The sequence below is a fragment of the Psychrobacter nivimaris genome, assembly GCF_904846365.1.
In the GTDB taxonomy this organism is placed as follows: Bacteria; Pseudomonadota; Gammaproteobacteria; order Pseudomonadales; family Moraxellaceae; genus Psychrobacter; species Psychrobacter nivimaris_B.
The window spans coordinates 21158-41963 of sequence record NZ_CAJHAL010000019.1; the positions used below are offsets into that span (position 1 = coordinate 21158).

Genomic DNA, 20806 nt, shown 5'->3' on the forward strand with positions numbered 1-20806 from the left:
AGATACGGCTAACTCGCAAACGTTCTTAAGCTTGAGCTTCTATATGTTTAATCAACGCAGCTAATTGGTCTTGATTGTGGAAAAATATCTCAACACTACCTTGACCATCTTTTTTATGCTTTAGTTTGACTTCAGCACCAAGCATGTCTGTCAATCTTTGGGTCAAACGCTCTACATCACGAGATTGCGCTTGTTCAGCACGATTGATTTTGGGCGCTGGCTGCAAAATCGATTTGACCAATTTTTCAGCCTCTCGCACGGTCATACCGCCATCAATAATTTTTTGCGCGATGATAGGTTGTTGTTCAGAGGACAATGCTAAAAGTGTACGAGCATGACCCATATCTAGCGCACTGTTGGCTAAATGGTCTTTTACTGTATCATGCAGCTGATTTAAACGAAGTAGATTCGATACTGTCGTACGCGCCTTGCCAACGACTTCAGCGATCATGGCATGACTCATACCAAATTCCGTATGAAAGCGCTGCAATGCTGCCGCCTGCTCAATCACTGACAAGTCTTCACGCTGAATATTTTCAATCAGTGCTAATGCAATTGCCAACTCATCAGATAAGGCACGCTCAATCGCAGGGATAACCGCTTTTCCTGCCATTTTTGCTGCGCGCCAGCGGCGTTCACCAGCGATAATTTCGTGAGTGACAAATGCTTCACTCTTATCTTCGTTTGCCAACAGTGGACGGATAACGATAGGCTGCATCACGCCATGCTGCTCGATAGAAGACGCCAATTCTGCAAGTGCTGTCTCACTCATATCACGACGAGGCTGATACTTACCTGCTTGCAAGCGTGTGACATCGATTTGTACAAGGCTAATCTGATCTTCGGTTGCGCTCGTATCTGCACTATTGCCACGCGATTTGTTGAGCGACGCCTTGCTGGTAGCACGAGGTGAACGTGGCGCGCGAGTACTACTCTCACTAGCAGCATCATTATCAGTAGTCTTCGCAGATGATTTTTTACTGGCTTTTGTCGGAGCGATATCAGGCGCTATATCTGTGGACACAGTATCTACAGGAACATTAGCATCTGGCGCAGCATTTTCACGCGCCACCATGTCGTCTTGCAAGGCAGAGGCGGTAATTTGCTTTTCTTTTTTGATTGACCCTAATAAGGCATCTAAGCCCCGATTAGCAGCCAACCCTCTTTTCTTCGCCATGATTACCTATCCTCTAACGCTAAAATAAAAGCCAATCGATTACTAATGCGGCTTACTAAATACAATGTTAAGTGTTCTATATTTATGCTATTCATTCACTGTGCTGATCAGTGACACTTTTTATCTAAAAATTCTTTGTAAGAACTTTAGATAATAACTAGCTACTTTGTTTCATCACTTCAGCGGCAAGCTTTTGATACGCGCGTGCACCTTTTGACCATCTCTCATACGCAATAACTGGTAAGCCGTGCGCAGGGGCTTCTGCCAAGCGAATATTTCTTGGAATATGAGTCTTGTACATGATATCGCCAAAATGCGCTTCTAGCTCAGTAGATACATCACGAGCAAGCGTATTACGCGCATCAAATAGCGTTCTGACCACACCGCGAATATATAGCTTAGGGTTCAACTCTGTAAGGCGTTCAATCGTTTGCGATAAGTCGGCCAATCCTTCTAGTGCATAGTACTCACACTGCATAGGAATAATCACACTGTCCGTAGCCACCAACGCATTAATCGTCAGTAGATTCAAACTAGGCGCACAATCGATAATCACATAATCGTATGGCTGTTTTTGTGTGGATACCTGATCGTTAACCAATTCAGCCATGGCGGTTTTGAACAGCTCATGACTATCTGTCTTACTCATTAAGGTAATGTCCATACCAGCCAAATCGCGATTGGCACCGATGACATCGAACCCTGCAGGACTAGTAACAATTGCTTCAGACAACGCGACACCATCTAGCAAAACGTCCGCTATGGTAAGATCCAACTCGTTTTTGTCAACACCTGTGCCACTGGTCGCATTACCTTGTGGGTCTAAGTCAATCAGCAGTACATGCTTGCGTTTAGCAGCCAAGCTGGCGGTCAAATTTACTGCCGTTGTGGTTTTACCCACACCGCCTTTTTGATTCGCAATGGCTATGATTTCCATACACTCACTCAATTTTATTAGGGTCTATTACTTTTGACTCGGTTGGTACGATTATTTTTTTATTCAATCTTGTACAGCGACACTTACTCAGTATTTAAAAATAAGCAATTTTTGGTCTAAAATACTCAGTTTGCGGTCGAGCATTTTAAATGCTTTTAAATACTATGTCATTTAGATACAGACGTAAACTGTGTTTCACAAAAAACTGTACCTGTTTCATGACTGCGAAGTGTTTATGCCTTAGCTGTCTTTGGCAGACATTTCAATTAAATGACGACTGTCGTGCAAACGTGGCACCGTCAGTTTAATAGTTTTGATATGCCAATCACTATCGAGTGCTTGCAGCTCTTCCTCACTCGGCACTTTACCTTTCATAGCACATAAGAAGCCGCCATCTGCCAATCTTGGCTGCGCTACTTCTACAAAATCTATCAAACTGGCAAACGCTCGTGATGTCACCACAGCATAACTTGCTTCATGCGCTTCAATACGCGATGCGATCGGCTGCATATTACTCAAACCAAGCTCGCTGCTGATTTGCTTAATAAAGCGGACTTTCTTCTGATTGCTATCAAGCGCCGTACACTGGCGCTCAGGCTGACAAATGGCAATAATCACTGCTGGTAATCCTGCTCCCGTGCCGATATCTAGCAACGATCCGGCGGGTAAATGCGTTATAATAGACAGACAATCTATCACATGCTTGATCAGCGCTTCTTCTGGATCAGTGATCGCGGTCAGATTATACGCTTTATTCCATAGTAAAAGCTGGTCTAAGTACAATAATAACGTACGCTGCTGCGTTTCACTTAACGGCAGACCCAGCTCATTTATCGCTTGCGCCAAGATATTAGCCAGCTTTGGCAATTGCGAACCAAGCTTTACGAAACCAGCCGGATCAATATTGATATTACCCATACTAGCAGACGATGAAGAGTTTTTAGCGGAAGCTGACATACAACGAGTTATCCAGTTTTGACTTGTGAACCGTTTATTTTATCATGCAGTCTGCCCATTGAATAGTTGCAGATTGCGCCAATGTGGGACATCTTATACTATCTACGCTGATCATGAGGCGTTATTCTGCTTTGATTGCCTCCAATTCGCTGATTAAGTCATTCGTTTTTTACCAGTTTTACTCAATCATTTGTCTAAATATGATACAAAACTGCGCTTAATGACTTCGCTAATAGGTGACTATATCTTGTAAGATGTCATGATTGATTATAAAAAACTCAGAATACGCATGACTAGATAAAACCAATCACTTCTCATATTCCTTTAATACTTTTTAAGATGATTTTTCAAACGCCTATGACAGAACAACCCTACACCCCTATATCGCAAGTATCAAAAGACGCTAACAATATGGTAGTACCTGCTACCGATACAAAAAACACTAAGCAAACAGCACCTGATACCCCAAACCCTATCTTCATAGAAGTTCAGCAAAATTGTCGCATTTCCGCTGAGCAATTAAAACGCTATAGCGACCCTGATGAATTACCTACAGATACACGTACTGCGCCTGACTTAGATGTTGGTTTCGGCCAACAACGCGCGCTTAAAGCACTACATACAGCACTGGATATTAAAGCCAGTGGTTACCATGTGTTTGCCGCTGGTGAGAACGGTTTGGGTAAGCGTACTGTCATTAGTCGCCTATTAACGCGTATTGCCGCCGACGCACCGACGCCAGATGATTGGGTATATGTGCATAATTTCACCGATCCACGCACACCATTGGCGCTGCGTCTACCAGCTGGTCAAGCCTCGCTATTACAGCCGCAAGTTAATAACTTATGGCAGCAAGCAAAAAAGCGTTTAAGCCAACGCTTTCGTAGCGATCAATACCAAAGCAAAATTGAAGCCATCAAAAACAGTACTCATCAAAAAGAAAGTCATGCCTATGACGCGCTTAATGCTGAAGGCAAACAATATGACCTAGCATTGACGTTTCGCTCGTTTGATAATAAAGCTGTATTTGTTCATCCTAGTCAGCTGCCTACAGAAAGCAACAGCGATGATGACAAGCAAATAAAAACACCTAACAATCAAAAAAATTCAGAAAAGCTCGATGATAGCGAAAAAGTTAACATTTTGAGCAAAAAAAGTAATGAGAGTAAAGAAAACCAAGACTCTATATATAGCAATAATGAGTATGAAGCTGAGCTGAATAACTTTGTACAAAAGAACCATATGCAAAAGCGTCTGAGTCAATTGACTATCGCTTTAGAGCAACTAGAAGATGAAGCCAACGATGAGATAGAGGCATTACATCGTAGTATTGCCCAACGTGCTCTACAGCCATTGTTTGAACCTATCTATAAGCAGTTTGCGACTCATCCACTTGTCGTGGCATATCTCAAGGCTGTATTTGATGACATGGTCACTCACGTAGAGCGTATCGTCAATGGCGATGATGAGGAGTTTGTGACGGCAGTTTTGGCTACGACGCCTAGTCGTTATGCAGTCAATGTTATTGTCAGTCATACACCTGACAGTGGCGCGCCCGTGGTTTTTGAGGATTTGCCAACCCATCTCAATTTATTGGGACATGTCGAGCAGATCACCCAATTAGGCACAGTAACCACTGACGTAAGTATGATTCGTGCAGGCGCTCTACATCGCGCTAATGGCGGCTATTTATTGTTAGAAGCCAGCCACGTCCTTGAGCATCCTTATGCATGGCAAGGCTTGAAGCGCGCATTACAATCACGAAAAATCAAACTGTCTAGTCTAGAGCAAATGCTAACGCTAACAGGCAGCTTGTCTCTCTCACCAGCGCCTATTGATTTAGATATCAAAGTTATCTTGTTAGGTGAAGCAGATTTATATTATGAGTTACTAGAGCTTGAGCCTGAATTTGATGCGGTATTTAAAGTCCGAGCTGACTTTCATGACGATGTGCCTCGTACCATTGAGCATGAATTGGCATTGGTCGCAAAAATGGCTGATATCATCGATTATGCCGACCTTTACCCATTTGATAGCAGTGCGCAAGCTACGCTACTTGAGCACTTAAGCCTGCAAGCTGAAGAACAAGATCGCTTAAGCCTACACAGTGACTTATTGATCAAACTATTGCATGAATCAAACCGTCATGCTCGCTTAAATAATGAGGCTATGGTAACGGCAGATCATGTCACTCAAGCAATCGATGACATGGATGAGCGTTCAGGATATTTACGCGATCTGTACTGGGATGAGCTGAAAAATGGCCAGCAGCTGATCCAAACGCAAGGCGACGCTATCGGACAAGTTAATGCATTAACCGTGGTCAGTTATGCCGATAGTGAGTTTGGCATGCCAACACGGCTTACTGCGGTCATTCAGCCAAACATTGGCACAGGTGAAATTCTTGATATTGAGCGTGATGTAGACTTGGGCGGTAGTTTACACGCCAAAGGCATGCTGATTATGACCAGCTATTTGCGAGCGTTATTTAGTCAGCATCATGCACTGAATTTTAGTGCCTCACTGGCGTTCGAGCAAAGCTACGCACAAATCGATGGCGATAGTGCTACTGTGAGCGAAGGCTGTGCATTGCTATCCGCATTAGCAAACGTCCCCATCAATCAGTCTCTCGCGATTACTGGATCTATGAACCAGCTAGGCGAAGTACAAGCAGTTGGTGGCATCAATGCCAAAATCGCAGGTTTCTTCGACGCTTGCCGCGAGCAAGAGCTAACAGGCGATCAAGGCGTTGTCATTCCGATGGCCAATGTCAAACAACTGATGCTACGTGACGACATTATCGATGCGGTAAATAGAGGCAAATTTCATATCTATGGCGTCTATACTCTAAGTGAGGCCCTGACGCTGATGACTGGCTTGCCCATCGACACCATGAATAAGAAAGGCCGTTATCGTAAAGATACTTTATTTGGCAAAGTATTAAGCCGTCTGATGCTGTGGGATGAAAACCAGGAAAACACTGATGACATCGATGATGAAAAGTCCAAAAAGAAAGCGAAGAAAAAGCGTAAAGAAAAACGTCAAAAGAAAGAAGGTAAGAGAATAAAAGAAAAGCGTAAAGATGAGAGAAGTAATGAGAAATGCAGCGAGGAAAGTAACAAGCAAAGCGATGCTAAGCCTATTGATGACACCCTAAACGATAGCGAGACAACAGCTGTCGATGAGGATGGCAATTAAAATTTAAACGGTACTACCGATACGTACGCACATTGCTGTTCGACTAGATTCATTGTTATATCTATGGCTAGATCGAACAGTAACCATCGAATAGCAACCTTCAAATAAACATACGCATGCATGAACGTCGCTAGACGCTACGCTGCTTTTCTGCGATGATTAACGGTTCCTGATCGAGCAATATCGTGCCAGAAACCGACTTGTAACTTCATAAAGGGTATCTCTTAATGACTGTACATCCTACTGATGCTGATAACATCCAAGCTCAGTCCAATCCTAGTGAGCAGGCAGGTGCGCTTGCAGCTGTAGACACTGGTACCTCAAAAGAGGCCAATGCCGCCAATATTAGTGACAATCGACATGGTGCGGCAACGACTGCTCGGCAATGGCAGGTACTATCACAGCTACAGCGCAATCGTTGGGTAGGCACTACGCATATTTATGAGCAGCTGATGATGGCAGGCTTTGATATCAGCCTACGTACTGTCCAACGTGATTTGAACGCCCTTGCCAAACGATTCCCTATCGAAAAAAACAATGCCAATCCTCAAGGTTGGCGCTGGAAAGAAGACGCCCCATTACAAAGCTTGCCGCATATGAACTTATCACAAGCGGTTGCTTTTAATATGGTCGAGGCCAATCTGACCCAGTTACTGCCGCCTGTTATCTTAGATGAATTATTTCCTTGGTTTGACTTAGCACGGCGACAGCTCAAAAACAGCAAAGTGACCCACTCTTGGATAGACAGAGTGCGTATCGAGCCTGCCACGCAGCCGCTTATTGCACCAGATATAGATTTGGATAGTAAAGATAATATTTACCACGCGCTATTTTATCAACTACAGATTCATGCTTGTTATACTCGTAGCAACAAATTACAAGCCAGCGAATACATCCTAAATCCAATCGCAATTATCCAGCGTGGCGTGATTATCTATCTACTGGCAACTCGTACCGACGACCCAGAAGCCACCATTCGCACCTTTGCCTTACATCGTTTTGATAGTGTTGAGATTCTCGAAACTGCTGCAAAAACGCCAGAGAATTTTCAACTCGATACGTATTTGGATGAAGGCAGCATGGGCTTTAGTCACCCACTGTTTGGTGAATTGGACGAGCGTGGCAAGAATACTGCTGTTGAGCTTAGGTTCACTAGGCAAGCAGGTAAGAGCCTGACCGAGAGTAAGCTTAATGACGATCAAACCGTGACGCTAAATGAGGATAATACTCTTACAGTAAAGGCTACTGTTAATTTAACCTCACAGCTGGTCTGGTGGCTACGTGGATTTGGTAGTGGGTTATTAGAGGCTAAGCCTGAGCTGCTCTATCAAGCAGTATTAGATAAGTCTTCGACAGCAATCAGTGAGTGACATCACTGACCTGAGATAGGCTTACCTCAGCACGCCTTATGTAAGCAAGCACCAGATCTAGATAACGGTTAAAAACTAAGAATAAAAAAGGAAAGTTATGTCGACCACTACCCCATCACCACTGTTGTCAGATAGTTTACGAGGACTAGGACTAGACGCAGGGACTTTATTCTTTGCGCTCAATTATGAATTTACCAAAATTGAGCCAAAAGGCATGTTTAAGCGCTTCAAAAAAAATCAAAGCGCGATGGATATTGATTTGGCTTGTGTGTTATATGATGACAATTGCGTCATCAGTGACATCGTTTGGTTTAAACAATTACGAGATAAAGCTGAGTCGGTCAAGCATCAAGGTGACAGCTTAAATGGTAAGGATCGCGGTGAACAAGCCATGTATCTTGCCCCGCTTGATCAAGAGCAAATCAGATTGGAACTCGAAAAAATTCCTGCTCATATTACTCATATTGGTTTAATCGCCAACTCATACCACGGTCATTCGTTCTCTAGGGTGAAAAAAGGCGAAATTCATCTGAGTGACGATGAAGGAAACCGTTGTTTTGAGGTAAACCTTAAGCAGCTCCCACGCGACTGCACGACGTTATGGGTAGCGCATTTGCGTCGATCTGTTGACGACTGGCATTTAACGTTGCAAAACTTACCACTCACTGCAGAAAGTCTAGCAGCTGCAGCACAAGAAGTGGCTCATGAGTTAGCACGTGCATTGCCTATTCCTCAGGGGATCTAACAGCAACTGCTAATCGCATATAAAAGAGGTCTTGTGCTATGCAAACACAAGACCTCTTGTTATGGTCAAAAAATTAATTAGTCAATAAATACCTATTTGTCATAAATCATTTCATACTTGCCTATAAAACTTCACCGCAATGCGGACAGAAGTTCTTTTGGCGCGTCTCAACTTCTTTCTCACGCCGTTCAAGCTCTTGCTCTCGAAGTACCTGTAAGACGATATTTTGTGCCTGCTCTTTATCTAAACCCAGCTCTCTACGAATTTTATCAATCATCATCTGATTCTGTACCAAATCAAAGTCGCTATCAATGAGCTGCTCCCGAAAATGCTGTTCAAGCTCTTCGCGGCGCTGAGCCAACTCATTCGCTAGTCCTGTCGCTAGAATACCAGCCGGCAGTGCTGCGAGACCTACGCCCAATATCGTAATGACCGCACCCAATATTTTGCCAGCATTAGTAATTGGCGTGACATCTCCATAGCCTACGGTTGTCAGTGTCACCACAGCCCACCACATCGCTTTAGGTATGGACTCAAACTCGTCTGGCTGTGCGTGATTCTCTACCAGATATATACCGCTAGAGGCGGTCACAATCATAATGATAAGAATAAAGATAACAGCCTGAAATGAGCCTCTCTCTTTACTAATCACGACTAGCAAAATACGCATTGACGCAAAATAACGCGTCAATTTTAGGATTCGAAACAAGCGTAAAATGCGTAAGAAACGCAAATCAATGTTGACAAAGAAATTCAAAAAGGCGGGCACGATGGCTACTAAATCAATCAACGCTGATGGGCTTCTAAGCCAATCCCAACGCTGTTTCCACGTAGTATTGTCAGGCTTGGTTTCAGCAACACTCCACAAACGCAATAAGTACTCAACAGAAAAAACAACGATAGAAAAGTTTTCAAATAAGGTGAAGTAATCTTGATAAGGGTAATACCATTGATCGACAGACTCCGCTATCACAGCGGCTACGTTAGTCATAATCAAAAATATGAGAAAGTAATCGACGTAACGGCTAAATAACGTGTCATGTTCTTCATTTTGTAAAATATCATAAACAAAATGACGCAAGCGCCGTATAGATTGGAATAACATGCCAGCCCTATATAGTGATATAACGATTTAGTATTAATAAAATTAAGCAACTATCATAAACTACTTGCAAGGCTTATTCACAATAATCCGCATTCTCACTTAATAGATTTTCTGATAAACACTGGTGTGTTGGGTATTGATATTATCAGCTAACTAAACAAAATATAAATAATAAATATAGATTGATACCAACAGTATAAACACAATCAATAACATAGAGAACCTCAAGAATTGCTCGTAACTACGAAGCTGCTGACTTATATCTTGAGCTGGTATTAAATGTAAGTGACATTTCGGACAACAAGAATCCACTTGGTTCAACAACTTTGTATTGCGCGCATTTTGACAGCGTAGAGGCGAATTACTGCAATAACCAAGCATTATATATTGCACCTCTCGTCAGATCATAAATAAGAGATACTAACTCACGTCAATACATCTTACTTAGATAGCCATTTTACTTCGTTTAAACATCAACTTTAGTAAATTATGACGGATACCAATGTAACTTATTGCAGGAGCATTGCTACTTTATTATTAAAACCTTACCAATAATAATGATTTTCGTACTATAATAGAGACTAAATGTTACAGATTAAACATTAATCAGGACATTGTGTATCAGTAGCTAATGCCATCCCTCATTAGAACACTGCTGATAATTTTCTATTACGTTAAGGAATTAAATGATGAAACTACAATCCCTAGTTTTAGCAACTGCTGCTGCACTTACAATGACAACTGCTTTTGCTGTCCCAGCTGGTACTTGGTCTGTTGCTGCTGGTGCACACTATGTTGATCCTAAAAGCAACAACGGTACTCTAGATAACGGTTTAACTGTTGATGTTGATGGCGATGTACGTCCAACTATCAGTGGTGAGTATTTCATCGCTAACAACGTTGGTGTTGAACTGCTAGCTGCTATTCCATTCCATCATGACATCACTCTGAAAACTGGTGATACTACTATTGATGCAGAAACTCAGCACCTACCACCTACTCTATCTGTACAGTATCACTTCGATGGCTATGATCTGCCTATGAATGTGAAGCCTTTTGTTGGTGTTGGTGTGAACTACACGACTTTCTTCAAAGAAAGAATCTACCTTGGTAATGGTAATGATTTAGAGCTTGATGATAGCGTTGGTGTAGCTGGCCATGTTGGTCTTGATATTCCTTTTGCTCCTACCGAAGCTTTCCGTATTGATGCCCGTTATATGGACATCAAAACAGATGCAAGCCTAAACGGTACTGATATCGGCGAAGTTGATATCAGCCCTTGGGTATATGGCGTAGCATTCGTTAAACAGTTCTAAATTAGTAAAGTTACCATGCGTAATAAAAGCCAGCTTGATAGCTGGCTTTTTTGTGCCTATTAACTATGGTTACTACCGTCTGTCTACACCAGCTACTAGGCAATTATTTATAAAAATAGATAATAACCTGTAAGAACAAATAATCTCCATAAAAAAAGACCACCCGTAGGCAGTCTTTTCTAATTGCTAGCTAGCTTTAGATCAAGATACGACGTGGGTCTGCTAATAGCGTTGCGATATAACGAGTAAATACAGCAGCGTCTGCGCCATTAATCACACGGTGGTCATAAGACAAAGACAGTGGCAGCATCAAACGTGGCTCAAAGCTTTGTTTTTTAGCATCCCAACGTGGCTGCATACTTGCTTCAGAGACACCTAAAATACCAACCTGTGGCCAGTTAACTAATGGCGTAAATGCCGTACCACCCAAGTTACCTTGGCTCGATATGGTAAAGCTTGCCCCTTGCAAATCTTTGGTACTGAGCTTCTTATCACGAGCTTTTACAGCAAGCTCGCCGATCTCAATCGCAATTTGCTTCAGACCTTTATCTTGTACGTTTTTGATAACCGGTACGATAAGACCATCATCTGTTGCCACAGCAATACCCATATTGACACTTTTACGCAATATGACCTGAGTATTGTCATCACTCAAGTGACTGTTGAATCGTGGGTGCTGGGTCAATGCGTAAGCAGTTGCTTTAACCACAAAGGCCAAGATAGTAAAGCCAATACCTTCAGCTTTCATGCCACCTTTTAGCTCACCGCGTAGTTTTTCGGTCTCAGTGATATCAGACAGATCGAACTGCGTTACTTGCGGTAGCAAAGTATTGTAGTTGAGCTGTGGTATCGAGACTTTCTGCAAGCGGCTGAGGTCTTGTGTTTCTGTCTCACCCCAGATCTCAGCGTTACTCATGTCAGGCAGCTTCGGTAGACCTGAGCTAACAGGATTACTGCTCACAGGTGCCGCTTTCTGCTTGGTTAGACTGTTTTTAACATGTGCAAACAAGTCTTCTTTTAGAATGCGATCGTTTAGAGCTGAACCATTCACTTGTGTGATATCCACACCTAACTGACGCGCTAGTTTACGGACGGCAGGACCTGCATACACATCAACCAATTTTTCATTGACCTGTGCTTCAGTTAACTTACCCTCTGTTTTGCTAGCAGCTGTATCAGTATTGGTCGGTTTGGCAGCTTGTTTTGGCTCGCCAGTAGTTTTAGCAGCTGGTTTATCTTCTGTTTTGGCTGGTGCTGACTCTTGTGGCTTAGGAGCTTCAGATTCACTATCACTAGCATCATCTGTACTACTTTCCATGATGACGATAAAGTCCTGACCATTAGCAACCATATCACCTGCTTCGACCAAGATTTTCTCAATCTTGCCGGCAACTGGCGCTGGCACTTCAACTGAAGCTTTATCTGATTCGATTAGCAAAATGGACTGCTCAGCGCTAACAGTATCACCAACGCTCACCATGATTTCAGAAACTTGTGCCTCGTCAACACCTAAATCAGGTAATGCATGAGTAGTTGCTTTACCAGCATTAGCGGCTGGCTTGGCAGCAGACTCTGATTGCTTTGACTCAGTTGTAGCAGGTTCAGGTTTTGATTCTGGTTTAACATCGTCTGTGCTGTTCGCTTCTTGCTCTTCAGCAGCATTTTCATCGTTGCTTTCTGCGCTATCATCTGCGCTTTCAAGCTCAATCAGCACCATACCTTCGCTGACTTGATCACCGATAGCAACGCTAATCTTAGTCACTTTACCAGCAGCAGAGCTTGGTACTTCAACCGATGCTTTGTCAGATTCTAATAATACAATGTTGTCGTCTTTTGCAATGACATCACCAACTTCTACCATAATCTCGCTGACTTCGGCGCTATCCACACCTAAATCGGGGGCTTTAATGTCCATGATTTATTTCCTCGTCTTATGGTTATTATTATTTGACATCTTTATCATCAAGTACGTTTGCATCTGCTTGATCTTCAGCACGGCCTTCATTACTGATTTCATCATCGTCTTCAGCGATAAATTCAGGTACAGGATTTGGATTTACGTTACCTGGCGCTGGTGCATCTGGAGACTGATCATAGTAAGACTGCTGTTGCCATGCAGGTGGATGATCCACATCGATACCTAAGCTTGAAATCGCGTCTTTAACCAAACGCATCTCAACTTCACCTTCATCGGCTAGACGTTTAAGCGTTGCCACAACGATATGCGCAGCATCAACGTTGAAGAAACTACGTAGGTTTTCGCGCGTATCAGAACGGCCATAACCATCGGTACCCAGAGTCGTATAAGGACGGTTATCTGGTAACCAAGCACGGATTTGCTCTGAATAGTTACGCATATAATCTGTTGCTGCCACTACGATACCTTCGTGCGGTGCTAATTGCTCAGTAACCCAAGGCACTTTCTCTTCATCCATTGGATGTAGACGGTTGTAATCGTCACAAACCATACCATCACGAGTCAACTCATTAAAGCTGGTTACACTCCAAACGTTAGACGTAATATTGAACTCGTCTTTTAGTATCTGTGATGCCTTCTGTACTTCACGCAAGATAACGCCAGAACCTAATAGCTGTACTTGTGTTGAACCATTGTCCTCTAACAAGTACATACCACGTTTGATACCTTCCTCGGCACCTTCTGGCATAGCAGGTTGTTCGTAGTTTTCATTCATCAACGTCAAGTAATAGTAAACGCGCTCGCCTTCACCATACATACGGCGTAAACCATCATGCATGACCACAGCTAGCTCATAACCGAAGCAAGGATCATAGCTGACGCAGTTTGGCACGACATTGAACAGAATCTGTGAATGACCATCTTGATGCTGTAAGCCTTCGCCATTAAGCGTCGTACGACCAGCAGTTGCGCCTAACAAGAAGCCTTGTGCTTGACAATCACCTGCCGCCCAAGCCAAATCACCTACACGTTGGAAACCAAACATTGAGTAGTAGATGTACATCGGAATCATCGGTAGCGCGTTCACAGAGTAACTGGTTGCCAATGCAATCCAAGTGCTCATTGCGCCTGCTTCGTTGATACCTTCTTCTAACATGTGACCATCGATGGCTTCTTTATAGCCCATCAACGCTTCACTGTCTTCTGGTGTATATTTTTGGCCAACAGCCGAGTAAATACCCAACTGACGGAACATACCTTCTAGACCAAACGTACGCGCTTCGTCAGGTACGATTGGTACGACGCGATCTTGGATGTCTTTGTTTTTAAGCATTGCAGATAGCAAGCGCACAAATACCATTGTTGTAGATTGCTCTTTACCATTGCTGCCTTTTAATACCCGATCGAACATTGATAGTTCAGGGATATTTAGTGGAATATGACCACTACGGCGGTTTGGTAAATGACCACCTAACGACTCACGACGACCTTTTAGATACTTCATTTCCGCCGAACCTTCTTCAGGGCGGTAGAATGGTAGGGTCTCTAACTGCTCATCAGTAAATGGTAAATCAAAACGATCACGGAAATACATCAACGCTTCTTGATCAAGCTTCTTCACCTGATGCGATTTGTTGACTGCTTGCGTTTGGGCAGACAAGCCATAACCTTTAACAGTTTTAACCAAAATAACCGTCGGTTGGCCTTTGGTTTTCATAGCTTCGCTAAAGGCAGCATAAACTTTAACTGGATCATGGCCACCACGGTTCAGACGCGAGATTTCTTCGTCAGTCAACGCATCTGCCATCTCTTCTAGCTCTGGATATTTACCAAAGAACTCTTTGCGAGTAAATTCAGGCGTACGCGCTTCATATAGCTGATACTCACCATCCACCACTTCTTCCATACGTTGTTTAAGGACACCCGTATGATCTTTACCAAGTAATGAATCCCAGTTACCGCCCCAAATGACTTTGATGACTCGCCAGCCTGCGCCGCGGAATACTGATTCTAGCTCTTGAATGATTTTGCCATTACCACGGACTGGACCATCAAGACGCTGCAAGTTACAGTTGACTACCCAGATTAGGTTGTCCAGCTTCTCACGACCAGCAAGAGAAATAGCCCCTAAGCTTTCTGGCTCATCAGTCTCACCATCACCTAAGAATGTCCAAATCTTACGACCTTCTTTTTCTAGCAAGCCACGATTTTCCATATAGCGATGTACATGGGCGTGATAGATAGACATGATTGGGCCAAGTCCCATCGATACCGTTGGGAACTGCCAGTAATCCGGCATTAGATATGGATGCGGATAGCTTGATAGACCTTTACCACCTACTTCACGACGGAAATTATCAAGCTGATCTTCGGTCAAACGACCTTCTAAATAAGAGCGTGCATAGATACCTGGTGCTGAGTGACCTTGATAATAGATCATGTCACCACCGAAGTGATCGCTAGCGGCACGGAAGAAATGGTTAAAACCCGTTTCATAAAGTGTCGCACTAGAGGCAAATGTCGCTAAGTGACCACCCAAATCGTCGTCGTTTTTATTGGCACGCATGACCATAGCAAGTGCGTTGTAACGAATTAGCGCACGTATCTTACGCTCCATGCCTAGATCGCCTGGGTACATTGGCTCATCTTCAACAGCAATACTATTGACATACGCAGTGTCTAGTCTGTTGAACGGGAGGCCTTCTTGAACTGCCATATTGTATAAGGCTTTTAGGAGAAACTGAGCACGGTCCTTGTCTGCGTGTTTAACCACAGACTCAAAGGCTGCCAGCCATTCCTGAGTTTCGGTGCTATCAGCATCCTTATAATAATTCATTCTTGTTAATCCTTTTATATCAGTCATACCTACCTAATGGCAGGGCTTCATTGAAAAATGCATGATGAGAGATTGGTTTACTTATGACATCCTTGCTACGTCCAAGCATTCCCTTGTTTTGTGCGATGACATACTGCTAGATTATAAAAATAGTATTACTCATATCGAAAAATGCATCAAATCAACACATCTGCCAAACCGTCATAATGCTATAGCTATTCGTTTAATCATTATTTGACTATGACATTCCATTATAAGCCTTTACGGCTAAGTTGTTTATGGCTGTAGAGAAATGATGAAATAACAAGTATTTTTTAAATAAATAATGATTAGTTTTTTTTAAAATGACGATAGCAGTCATCTGTTTCTTTGCACAAGAGATCGTTATGTATAGCTAAATGGGTAAACTATGCTTTCTATCATATTAAATCAACCACTGGTAACTTTATACTGGATGTAAGATCAATTACTCATTAATATCTCATACTAATATATTTGTATAAATATGGTTAGCTACCGTATTAGTTGGGCAATCTCGATTCTTAGGAATAGCGACATGTATAAAGCTAGAAAGTTCTCAAATATGATGAATACTTTTTCATTTAGTAACTATCAATCTCAAATATTGAGTTTGATAGGCCTTATGATATTGTCGTTGATAAGTATCTCATCTCATGCGCTTGTAGCAAATCCAGGTGCAACTTGTCAAGGCATTACAGGTGCATCTCAAGGTAGCTTGACTACTACTGACTATAGAAATCTAATGTCTGATATCGGCAAGTATGTCACTGTAGCTGGTAACGCCTCAGGTAGTATCCCATTACAAGTAAAAATTACTAAAGATGAATCGAGTAGTGGCAATGTGGAAAGTGCGTTTGAAGCTTTCACGAATTCTAATAAAACAGTCATCAACATCAAACGTAAATTTCCTACAGTATCAGACTATACAGATATTACATTTGAATTTCGTAACAGTATAACTTTAGAACCTATATTTTTAAACAACGTTGCATTCAGTGCATTCGATATAGACTATTCTAATAACGATAGTAACAAATTTTACGATTATGTTAAGTTTAGTGGTGTCGCTGCGAGTGGTGAAATTAATAGCGTTCAACAAACATCTACTGAACTGAACGGTAACACTTCTTTTATTACTAATTACCAGCAGGCAGGTTTGTTTACTGGTGGCAGTGATGGTCGTGCCTTTAACTGTACTGCAAAGAACTTAGGTACAGAATGTCAGGGTTCTATACAATTTCCAGAAGCAGTAAAATCAGTTAAAGTTCGTTATACCAATACTGGAACCTTGATACGTTCGTCACCAACAACTCAAGAAGTAGACATTAGCCTCGATAACTACTGCTACGTTCCTCAGTACATTTTCTCTGGTACTGTATTTGATGACAATGGTGGCATTCCTGCAGGCAGCGCTAACAAAGACAACGCTGATATCACTTCCTCTAATAGTGTTTATACTAATAAACCCAAATTTTTTAATGGTATATACGACCTTACTGCATCTGAAACTGGTATCTCAGGAAGTACAGTACAGCTTGCTAACTGTTCCAATACATCTACAATTTATCCAACACAATCAGTAACTAGAACAACGAGTCCTCTCTCAGTTGGCGAGTATCAAATTAGCATTCCCAAAACGACACTGGCTAATAATACAAACCTGTGTTTAGTAGAGAGCCGTACCGGCACTAGTTACCCTATTCGTACTAGCAATGAAAGTAAAAGTGTAGGGTTTTCTGCGACAACGTACAATTATCCGAACAATGATTTTGGCAGAGTGATTGCTGAGAATGCGGCACTAGTACTCAGAAAAGCTCAGTACGTTAATAACTGTCCTTCTACCATCCTTTATACTGATCCTGATCTCAATCGTGTAGGTGAAACAGACCTTAGAAATGGCTTTAGCGAAAGTGCTAATAATGGAAATGCCCTTACCCCTGTTCAGTGTATTGCTTATCGCATTACCGCCACCAATCGCGCTAATGTCCCCATCACAAACTTTGTGATGCAGGATAAACTGCGAAGCAAAAGTGATGGCGCAGCGGTTACCTCAACCTTAGCCAATCCAGTAGCCAGTACAACCGACTATGCTTCTAATAGTGTGTCTATCGGTAATAACGGTACAGTAATAACCAATCCCTTTACCATAAACGCCAGATCAAACCGCAACTTTTATTTTAATACCAAATATGGGACTACTGTGAACGCTCAGTAGCTATTATTTCTTGCAACTTTAAAATATTACTATTCTTCTTTCTAATCAAAAAAGGCCCTGTCTACCCAGACAGGGCTTTTTACCGTTTAGCTACCTCGAATTACCATTTGTCGTCTTTATAGTGAATCTTTGTATCGGTTACGTGACAATAGCTCAATGGGAAATATAGGCATTTTGCAGACAATACTCATATGAAACTGTAGATAGTTTTATTATGACCCAAAACATTAATAGCCCAATGATAGCAACGGTATAAGAAAGGATTTTATATGAAACGTTTCAAGATTCTACGCAATGTTCTATTGGCCACTATAGCTTCTAGCTCTTTACTAAATATAGCGCATGCTGAAGACGCCCTAAAAATGGAACTAACAGCTAATCAAGTTATAAAGAATGCGGAAGGTAAAACGGTCTATACACCAGTACGTACTGCACCAGCAGGTACTGTGATTCAGTATAAAGCGAATTATACCAATACTGTTAATAAAGATATTAATGATTTGATGGTAACCCTACCTATCCCTGCCAACATGACATTTACTGGTGATGCGATGCCTATAAGCGCACAAGCCAGCACTGATGGTAAAAACTATGCTGATATGCCGCTAATGCGTAAAGTTGATGGCAAGATGGTCAAGATTCCATATTCTGAATACCGTACGCTACGCTGGAATATTAAGTTACTACCAGCTAAGAAGTCTGCTGCCGTTGCTCTCAATACCACCGTTAATTAATTCGATAGACATTAAACCTTTACTCTTTTGACGTTTCAACCTTTAATCTTAATTCTGGAGCATTACATGAAATCAAATACTTTTAACTATAGCTTGCTTGCCGTCGGTGTCGCTACAGTAATGGGAATTAATACTGCACATGCTGCTACAGCTAGTACTAATGGTGTTACTGGTACTGCTGCTCCTATTGACAACGTAGCAACCGCAAGCTATAGCGTCGGTACTGTTGCTCAGCCGAAGGTTACTTCTAATACGGTTACCATTAATGTTAAAGAAACGGCTAATTTTTCATTAATAGCAACTAATGGTAATACTATCGATACAAATGCAAATAGAGCAGTTACTCTTGGTGGTAAGAATACTTTTGTTCACTCCTTAAGCAATACTGGTAACGTAACTGATACTTATACAGTTACTGCTAAAGCTGTAAACGACACTACTCTTAACACAGTAGCAAGTCCAAATTATCTTTTCAAAGCTGACAGCGATACTATTAGCTTTGTTATTAAGCGTACTTCAGATGGTACCGCTTTAACCTTAGCTGAAGGACAAGCATTAGGACTCACAGTGGTAGCTGGAAACATAGCCAGTGGTGACACTATTAAATTGGCACCGGGTTTAACTGCAGAGTTAACTTATCAAGCATCTTTACCTAGTGCAAATCAAATTGGCGGTAATACAGGTGTAGGTATTTTGACAGCTTCAAGTGCTTTCATTGGTGTTGGAACTGTACTGACCAATGAAAACCAGAGCATTGTTAAACTTCCTGTATTCAGTATTGTTAAGAGAGTTACGAAAACATTGAATCTTAGCGATTTGACTGATGAAGCGACTTATACCATTACAGTCAAAAACAACAAGGATTCTGCTTACGCTGCTGATGCTACTAATATAAAAATTATTGATAGCTTACCAGCAGGTCTAAAGCTAGTAGCAGGTTCAATAGTTACTACTGTTGACAATTCAGGGTTGCTAGTTTCAAGTGGCACAAAGGGAACAATAGGTAATGCTGCTATTACAAGCAGTAAAGGTACAAGTAGCGCCATTGATAGCTTTGAGATTGGTAATGTAAATCTACCAGTTGGTGCAGTCGTTACTGTTACTTTCAGAGTTTTACAAGATGCAGATGAGACACTTGTTTTACCTACAATCAACCATGCTCGTGTAGAGGCCCCTGTAGGCAATGTTACTATCATTGATAGTACTGATAATACAGATCCAAATGAAAATACTGCTACCTATTATCCTGCAAATGATGATATAGAAAACACTAATGGTACTACTCCAACTGGTACAGGTGGTGATTCTACGCAGCCTCTATCTACGGTTAAGCGTGCAATAGCAATAAGTAGTCCAACGACAAGAGAAATTGCACCTGCATCAGGTACTGCTAGTCAAGTTACGCACACTGCTATTATTACTAATACTGGTCGAGACGCTGAAGGTACTGCTGCTAACCCTTTAAACTTCACTATTCTAGACGACAGTGCAAATGCAAATGTCAGACCTGTCGTCGGTCCTGTCAATATAACTTATACACCCGCTGGTTCAACAAATTCAATTACAAGAAGCGTTTCACCTACCACTACTGACGGTAACACATACACTCTTAACAATACTACTTTACCTGCTGGCGGTATTCCTAATGGTGGTACGTTTACGATTAGTTATAACGTTTCATCAGGTAATGTAACTAATCCTACGGATGTTACTAAGGTTGCAGCTGTTGGTAGCACTGAAACTACTATCGTAACTTTAACACCTACTGGTACTGGTGCTCCTGCGGTAACTACGATTAATGATACAACTAATGTCAAAGGACTAACACTACTCAAACAAGCTGCAGTACAAGTTGATTGTTCTGGAACAATACCTCCTTATCAAGGAGAACTTAAAGCTGATGGTAGTGCAACTATTCTTACTACTAGTGCAAAACCTGGTGATTGTATCTACTACAAAATCACAGCGAACAATACTTTTACTTCTATTAGTGGTACAAGCCTAGCTGGTGTTACTCTATCGGATTTAACCAATCAGTGGAAGTCAAGATCAACATACCAAAGTGGTACAGCTACTGGTGGTACAGGTGATGGTTCTGTCACAATAGCAAATTCTGGTAACGCGTCTACCGAGGCGGTTACTACTAACTTAGGCACTTTGGCTAACGGCGCTACAGGAAGTATGACATTCTTTATCAAAGTTAACCCTTAATATGATTACTTAATCATCTTAAAACCTACAAGCAGCAATAGTTGCTTATAGATAGACCCTCTAGCT

13 protein-coding genes are annotated in these 20806 nt (G+C 42.0%); 7 read left to right on the forward strand and 6 right to left on the reverse strand.

The genetic code is table 11. The features are described 5' to 3' along the window. Positions 1-25: 25 nt before the first annotated feature. The 3 genes from JMX63_RS08890 to rsmG form a co-directional block, all read right to left on the reverse strand. A complete protein-coding gene (locus tag JMX63_RS08890; protein WP_201572084.1) occupies positions 26-1177 on the reverse strand; it encodes a ParB/RepB/Spo0J family partition protein in 1152 nt (383 codons plus the stop codon). Positions 1178-1334: 157 nt separating this feature from the next. After that, entirely contained in the window at positions 1335-2114 is a 780-nt protein-coding gene (locus tag JMX63_RS08895; RefSeq protein WP_102078567.1) for a ParA family protein, read from the reverse strand. Between the two features lie 240 nt (positions 2115-2354). Beyond that, positions 2355-3071: a 16S rRNA (guanine(527)-N(7))-methyltransferase RsmG gene (rsmG, locus tag JMX63_RS08900; RefSeq protein ID WP_201572085.1), complete on the reverse strand. Its 717-nt coding sequence runs from the start codon at positions 3069-3071 to the stop codon at positions 2355-2357. 357 nt (positions 3072-3428) lie between these two features. On the opposite strand from rsmG, the gene JMX63_RS08905 reads away from it, so the two are divergent. The 3 genes from JMX63_RS08905 (at position 3429) to JMX63_RS08915 (ending at position 8384) form a co-directional block, all read left to right on the forward strand. Beyond that, complete coding sequence (locus tag JMX63_RS08905) at positions 3429-6269, forward strand: ATP-binding protein (protein WP_201572086.1); 2841 nt, start codon at positions 3429-3431, stop codon at positions 6267-6269. A gap of 227 nt (positions 6270-6496) precedes the next feature. After that, positions 6497-7639 (forward strand): helix-turn-helix transcriptional regulator, encoded by a 1143-nt coding sequence (locus JMX63_RS08910; RefSeq protein ID WP_201572088.1) that lies wholly within the window; start codon positions 6497-6499, stop codon positions 7637-7639. A 97-nt stretch (positions 7640-7736) separates the two neighbouring features. Then, a complete protein-coding gene (locus tag JMX63_RS08915; RefSeq protein ID WP_201572089.1) occupies positions 7737-8384 on the forward strand; it encodes a TerD family protein in 648 nt (215 codons plus the stop codon). Between the two features lie 121 nt (positions 8385-8505). Here the strand turns inward: JMX63_RS08915 and JMX63_RS08920 are convergent, their stop codons facing one another. Continuing rightward, positions 8506-9489 (reverse strand): ion transporter, encoded by a 984-nt coding sequence (locus JMX63_RS08920; protein ID WP_201572090.1) that lies wholly within the window; start codon positions 9487-9489, stop codon positions 8506-8508. Positions 9490-10178: 689 nt separating this feature from the next. Here JMX63_RS08920 and JMX63_RS08925 point away from each other — a divergent pair. Further along, positions 10179-10805: an OmpW/AlkL family protein gene (locus JMX63_RS08925; protein ID WP_134292533.1), complete on the forward strand. Its 627-nt coding sequence runs from the start codon at positions 10179-10181 to the stop codon at positions 10803-10805. A gap of 196 nt (positions 10806-11001) precedes the next feature. Here JMX63_RS08925 and JMX63_RS08930 read toward each other — a convergent pair whose 3' ends face one another. After that, on the reverse strand, positions 11002-12720 hold the full coding sequence (locus JMX63_RS08930) for a 2-oxo acid dehydrogenase subunit E2 (protein WP_201572091.1): 1719 nt from the start codon (positions 12718-12720) through the stop codon (positions 11002-11004). A gap of 28 nt (positions 12721-12748) precedes the next feature. After that, entirely contained in the window at positions 12749-15559 is a 2811-nt protein-coding gene (aceE, locus tag JMX63_RS08935; RefSeq protein WP_191115074.1) for a pyruvate dehydrogenase (acetyl-transferring), homodimeric type, read from the reverse strand. A gap of 556 nt (positions 15560-16115) precedes the next feature. Here aceE and JMX63_RS08940 point away from each other — a divergent pair. The 3 genes from JMX63_RS08940 (at position 16116) to JMX63_RS08950 (ending at position 20740) form a co-directional block, all read left to right on the forward strand. Next, entirely contained in the window at positions 16116-17795 is a 1680-nt protein-coding gene (locus JMX63_RS08940; protein ID WP_201572092.1) for a hypothetical protein, read from the forward strand. A 269-nt stretch (positions 17796-18064) separates the two neighbouring features. Further along, complete coding sequence (locus JMX63_RS08945; RefSeq protein ID WP_160020952.1) at positions 18065-18529, forward strand: hypothetical protein; 465 nt, start codon at positions 18065-18067, stop codon at positions 18527-18529. Between the two features lie 66 nt (positions 18530-18595). Beyond that, complete coding sequence (locus JMX63_RS08950) at positions 18596-20740, forward strand: beta strand repeat-containing protein (protein ID WP_201572093.1); 2145 nt, start codon at positions 18596-18598, stop codon at positions 20738-20740. Positions 20741-20806: the final 66 nt, after the last annotated feature.

Bases quoted from the DNA above. Each gene is read 5' to 3' on its own strand.
- JMX63_RS08890 (WP_201572084.1), bottom strand. From the start codon at position 1,177: ATGGCGAAGAAAAGAGGGTTGGCTGCTAATCGGGGCTTAGATGCCTTA.
- JMX63_RS08895 (WP_102078567.1), bottom strand. From the start codon at position 2,114: ATGGAAATCATAGCCATTGCGAATCAAAAAGGCGGTGTGGGTAAAACC.
- rsmG (WP_201572085.1), bottom strand. From the start codon at position 3,071: ATGTCAGCTTCCGCTAAAAACTCTTCATCGTCTGCTAGTATGGGTAAT.
- JMX63_RS08905 (WP_201572086.1), top strand. From the start codon at position 3,429: ATGACAGAACAACCCTACACCCCTATATCGCAAGTATCAAAAGACGCT.
- JMX63_RS08910 (WP_201572088.1), top strand. From the start codon at position 6,497: ATGACTGTACATCCTACTGATGCTGATAACATCCAAGCTCAGTCCAAT.
- JMX63_RS08915 (WP_201572089.1), top strand. From the start codon at position 7,737: ATGTCGACCACTACCCCATCACCACTGTTGTCAGATAGTTTACGAGGA.
- JMX63_RS08920 (WP_201572090.1), bottom strand. From the start codon at position 9,489: ATGTTATTCCAATCTATACGGCGCTTGCGTCATTTTGTTTATGATATT.
- JMX63_RS08925 (WP_134292533.1), top strand. From the start codon at position 10,179: ATGAAACTACAATCCCTAGTTTTAGCAACTGCTGCTGCACTTACAATG.
- JMX63_RS08930 (WP_201572091.1), bottom strand. From the start codon at position 12,720: ATGGACATTAAAGCCCCCGATTTAGGTGTGGATAGCGCCGAAGTCAGC.
- aceE (WP_191115074.1), bottom strand. From the start codon at position 15,559: ATGAATTATTATAAGGATGCTGATAGCACCGAAACTCAGGAATGGCTG.
- JMX63_RS08940 (WP_201572092.1), top strand. From the start codon at position 16,116: ATGTATAAAGCTAGAAAGTTCTCAAATATGATGAATACTTTTTCATTT.
- JMX63_RS08945 (WP_160020952.1), top strand. From the start codon at position 18,065: ATGAAACGTTTCAAGATTCTACGCAATGTTCTATTGGCCACTATAGCT.
- JMX63_RS08950 (WP_201572093.1), top strand. From the start codon at position 18,596: ATGAAATCAAATACTTTTAACTATAGCTTGCTTGCCGTCGGTGTCGCT.